The 3827-nt window shown below is 57.2% G+C and carries 4 protein-coding genes; 1 reads left to right on the top strand and 3 read right to left on the bottom strand.

The window, feature by feature from the left end; translation table 11 throughout:
* Window positions 1–171 precede the first annotated feature (171 nt).
* Window positions 172–1926, top strand: coding sequence for a hypothetical protein (locus K0A93_13555; GenBank protein MBW6513115.1), 1755 nt, complete (start codon window positions 172–174; stop codon window positions 1924–1926).
* A 51-nt stretch (window positions 1927–1977) separates the two neighbouring features.
* On the opposite strand, the gene K0A93_13560 is transcribed toward K0A93_13555, so the two are convergent.
* The 3 genes from K0A93_13560 to glnS all read right to left on the bottom strand — a co-directional run.
* On the bottom strand, window positions 1978–2187 hold the full coding sequence (locus tag K0A93_13560) for a type II toxin-antitoxin system MqsA family antitoxin (protein MBW6513116.1): 210 nt from the start codon (window positions 2185–2187) through the stop codon (window positions 1978–1980).
* Window positions 2141–2389, bottom strand: coding sequence for a type II toxin-antitoxin system MqsA family antitoxin (locus tag K0A93_13565; GenBank protein ID MBW6513117.1), 249 nt, complete (start codon window positions 2387–2389; stop codon window positions 2141–2143). Before K0A93_13565 ends, K0A93_13560 begins: the two co-directional genes overlap by 47 nt.
* Before the next feature lie 41 nt (window positions 2390–2430).
* Window positions 2431–3827 (bottom strand): glutamine--tRNA ligase (gene glnS / locus K0A93_13570; GenBank protein ID MBW6513118.1); only part of this gene is annotated, 1397 nt, incomplete at its 5' end.

Raw genomic sequence — 3827 nt, forward strand, 5'->3', positions numbered from 1 at the left:
CAGGTATCGACGGCTTTGGGGCGACGTGCTGTGCCTGGAAAGTCGGGAAGGCCACGTCGAGCGGTGGAGCCGGAAACGGGGGAATTGTTTGGTGAATGAGATAAACCGTGGTCTGTCCCCTGTTGCCGTACACCAACCCGTCAACGACCATCGCCTGGAAAATAATTAAAAATGCGTGAGTTAATCAACACTGTGCTTCGATGGCTGGCCAAGAACGTTGTTACCTTGGTTGTTGTGATTGCGATCCTCATTGGAGGCGGATTTATCAAACAGAAATGGGATGAATTCGAAATCGCGAACGATTTAAAACTGGCTCAATTAAACGAATCCAGAACCGTCATTGAAGAGATGCGGAAGGAAGCCGAGATGTCAGTGGCCGCGCTTGTTCCGTCCACCCGTGCAACGGAAGAGCAGATCGAAGATAGCCTTAAGGGGATCAAGCAGCAACTCGATAATGCCCAGATAAAACGAAAGGAACTATGGGATACGAGCAGCCTAATTGACCGGAAGAATCCCACCAGCCTGACCTTCCGCAAGCTGATCGAGTTGGACATCCAGATCAAGTTGCTCGAACAGGCGAACTCCTACACGAACCAGTTATACAAGCAGGCTAAAGACCACGTTCAAAGCCTGAAATACCCAAAGGACACTCTGGCAAAATTTGTCGCAGAAAAGAAGAGAATTGACGGAAGCATTCGTGCAAACATTGCCGCGCTAAAAAAGCTGTCCGGTCAACCTGTTCCATTTAAAGAACGTGCTCAGATTTGGGTCTGGCCCCCGACCTGGCCCCCGATTTACAGGGACAGGCGGGTTGACCCTCTAGAAGTGGCGCTTGCCCAGCTGAATAAAAATAAAGCAAAAGTACAAACCGATATCGCCAAACAGGAAAAGCTGATCACAATCTTAACCAATACCCGTAAAGCATTGCCATTCAAGGTCTTGCCGTTTGAAGCTGAGGGGCAACGACAGCTGGAATCGGAAATTGAGAAACTCAAAAAGCAACTCGATGACAACTGGTTTCAGCGCGCAGCCAAACCAGTCATCAAGGCGCTGCCGACGGCACTCGGGATAGTGTTTTTGATCATCGTCACCCCCATCGCAATCAAACTGTTTATGTTCTATGTCATTGCCCCGCTTGCGGCGCGCCGGCCGGGAATTCGCCTGCTGCCCGGGTCATCGGGGCTGATCCAGTTTGGCGCCAACGATGAAGTGAAACGAACGGGCATCCCCCGCGCATCGACTGTCTCCAAATCGATCATCCTAGACGACAAGTCGGAACTTCTCGTACATCCCGAGTTTCTTCAAAGTGCATCGCTGGCAGCGAAAAAGGAGACCAAGTGGTTGCTTGACTGGACCATGCCTCTCACCAGCCTGGCATCCGGCATGTATGGGCTGACCCGTGTTTATCCTGACGGATCGGAGCCGGTCGTAATTTCGTCTTCTCAAGACCCATTGCTTGAAATCAGCGAGATCGACTTGCCAGCCGGTTCCGCCGTCGTACTCCAGCCACGCTGTCTGGTTGGAATTGTTCAGCGCCCGGACGATCCTGTTTGCATCAAGGGATATTGGCGGTTTGGTCTGAGCAATTGGCTGACCATGCAACTCCGCTACGTCGTGTTTCATGGCCCTGCGAGACTGATCGTTAAGGGCTGTCGAGGCATCCGGATTGAACCAGTGAACACAGGACGTGCCATCAATCAGGCGGCCATGCTCGGATTCAGTGCAAATCTTCAGTACGCCGTCACCCGCTGCGAAACCTTCGGTTCTTACCTCATGGGCAAACAGGAACTGTTCAATGACCGGTTTTCTGGCAAGCCAGGGTGCTGCATCTACGAAGAAACGCCGCACCCGAATGCAAGAACGGGGGTTACGGGCCGTGGAATCGAGGGGGTTATCGATTCCCTCCTAAAAGTCTTCGGCATCTAGAACAGCAATTGCGGTACCTGTAAATGGGGTCAGACACGATATTGAAGTCAATTAATCGTGTCTGACCGTTCGCAGTAACAGCAGTAAATCTAGCGGGTTGAAGTCCCGTCCGGGGAGTTGTCCGTACGCCCCGGTAGCGCGGATATGGGGTCGGACACGATATTGCGAGAATGCATTGACGCCACCGTCGAAGATTTCGGCGGCCTCGCGTTGTTCAAGCGCGAGTATCTTGCGCGCTGGCGATGAAGTCTGGATCGACAATTGCCGCGTTGACCTGCTTCGAGAAGGCGCGCATCTCGCGCATGACGCGATCCGATTCCGCCGCATCCAGGACGGACTCGGCGCAGGCCGGGCAGAAGTCGCCGGTCACCGCCGCTATGACGGTGGTTTCACCCTTGTAGGTGTAGGGCAGGTCGCGGGTGTCGTGGATCAGTTCAGCCGCGCCGCACACAGGACACTTCATGTTCATAGCTCCTTGACGGACACAATCAGTACATCACGAATTCATTTCTCTGCCTTGCTCCACGAATCCTTCAGCGTCACGGTGCGATTGAACACCGGCTCGCCAGGTTTTGAATCGACGCGGTCGGCGACGAAGTAGCCGTGGCGCTCGAACTGGAAGCGGTCTTCCGGCGCGGCGTCTCGCAGTGCGGGCTCCAGTTGCGCACGGATGACTTGCACCGAGTCGGTGTTGAGGTCGTCGAGAAATTCGCCGGTCGCCGCGCCCGGCTGGGCGGTGCTGAACAGGCGGTCGTATAAACGGATTTCGGCTTCATAGGCATGGTCGGCGGACACCCAGTGGAGGTTGCCTTTGACCTTGACCGAGTCGGCGCCGGGGGTGCCGGATTTGGTGTCGGGCAGATACTCGCAGTGCACCGCGGTGATGGTGCCGTTCTCATCCTTGTCGCAGCCGGTGCAGGTGACGACGTAGCCGTAGCGCAGCCGCACCGAGTTGCCGGGGTACAGGCGGAAGTAGCCCTTGGACGGGGTTTCCATGAAGTCCTCGCGCTCGATCCACAATTCCCTTGAGAACGGCACCGCGCGCTTGCCCAGGTCGGGCTGCTGCGGGTGGTTGGGGGCGAAGCAGTCTTCCGACTGGCCCTCGGGATAGTTGTCGATGATGAGTTTGACCGGGTCGAGCACGGCAATGCGGCGCAGCGCGGAATCGTTCAGCACGTCGCGCTGGCAGGCCTCGAACACGCTGTAGTCGATCCAGCCGTCGGATTTCGAGACGCCGATCTGGTCGGTGAAGCGTTTGAAGCCTTCTGCGGTATAGCCGCGGCGGCGCGCGCCGACGAGGGTAGGCAGGCGCGGATCGTCCCAGCCGGAGACGTGCTTTTCGTCGACCAGCTGGATCAGCTTGCGCTTGGAGAGCACGACGTAGGTGAGGTTGAGCCGCGCGAACTCGATCTGCTGCGGCAGCGGGCGGGTGAAGAAGCCGCCGTCGGCCAGCTTGTCCAAGAGCCAGTCGTAGAACGGCCGCTGGTCCTCGAATTCCAGGGTGCAGATCGAGTGCGTGATGTGCTCGATCGCGTCCTCGATCGGATGCGCGTAGGTGTACATCGGGTAGATGCACCAGGTGTCGCCGGTGTTGTGGTGATGCGCGCGCTTGATGCGGTAGATCGCCGGGTCGCGCAGGTTGATGTTGGGCGAGGCCATGTCGATCTTGGCGCGCAGCACGTGGGCGCCGTCGGGAAATTCGCCGGCGCGCATTCTGTGGAAAAGGTCGAGGTTTTCCTCGACGCTGCGGCTGCGGTGGGGGCTGTCCCTGCCTGCTTCGGTGAGCGTGCCGCGATGCGCGCGCATTTCGTCGGCCGACAGCGAATCGACGTAGGCATGGCCGGCCTGGATCAGGGTTTCGGCGCAGGCGTACATGGTGTCGAAATAGTTCGACGCGAAGT

It is taken from the genome of Desulfuromonadaceae bacterium, assembly GCA_019429445.1.
Classification (GTDB): Bacteria; Desulfobacterota; Desulfuromonadia; order Desulfuromonadales; family JAHYIW01; genus JAHYIW01.

Coding starts and splice junctions, on each gene's coding strand:
- K0A93_13555 (MBW6513115.1), top strand. CDS start 172: ATGCGTGAGTTAATCAACACTGTGCTTCGATGGCTGGCCAAGAACGTT.
- K0A93_13565 (MBW6513117.1), bottom strand. CDS start 2,389: ATGAAGTGTCCTGTGTGCGGCGCGGCTGAACTGATCCACGACACCCGC.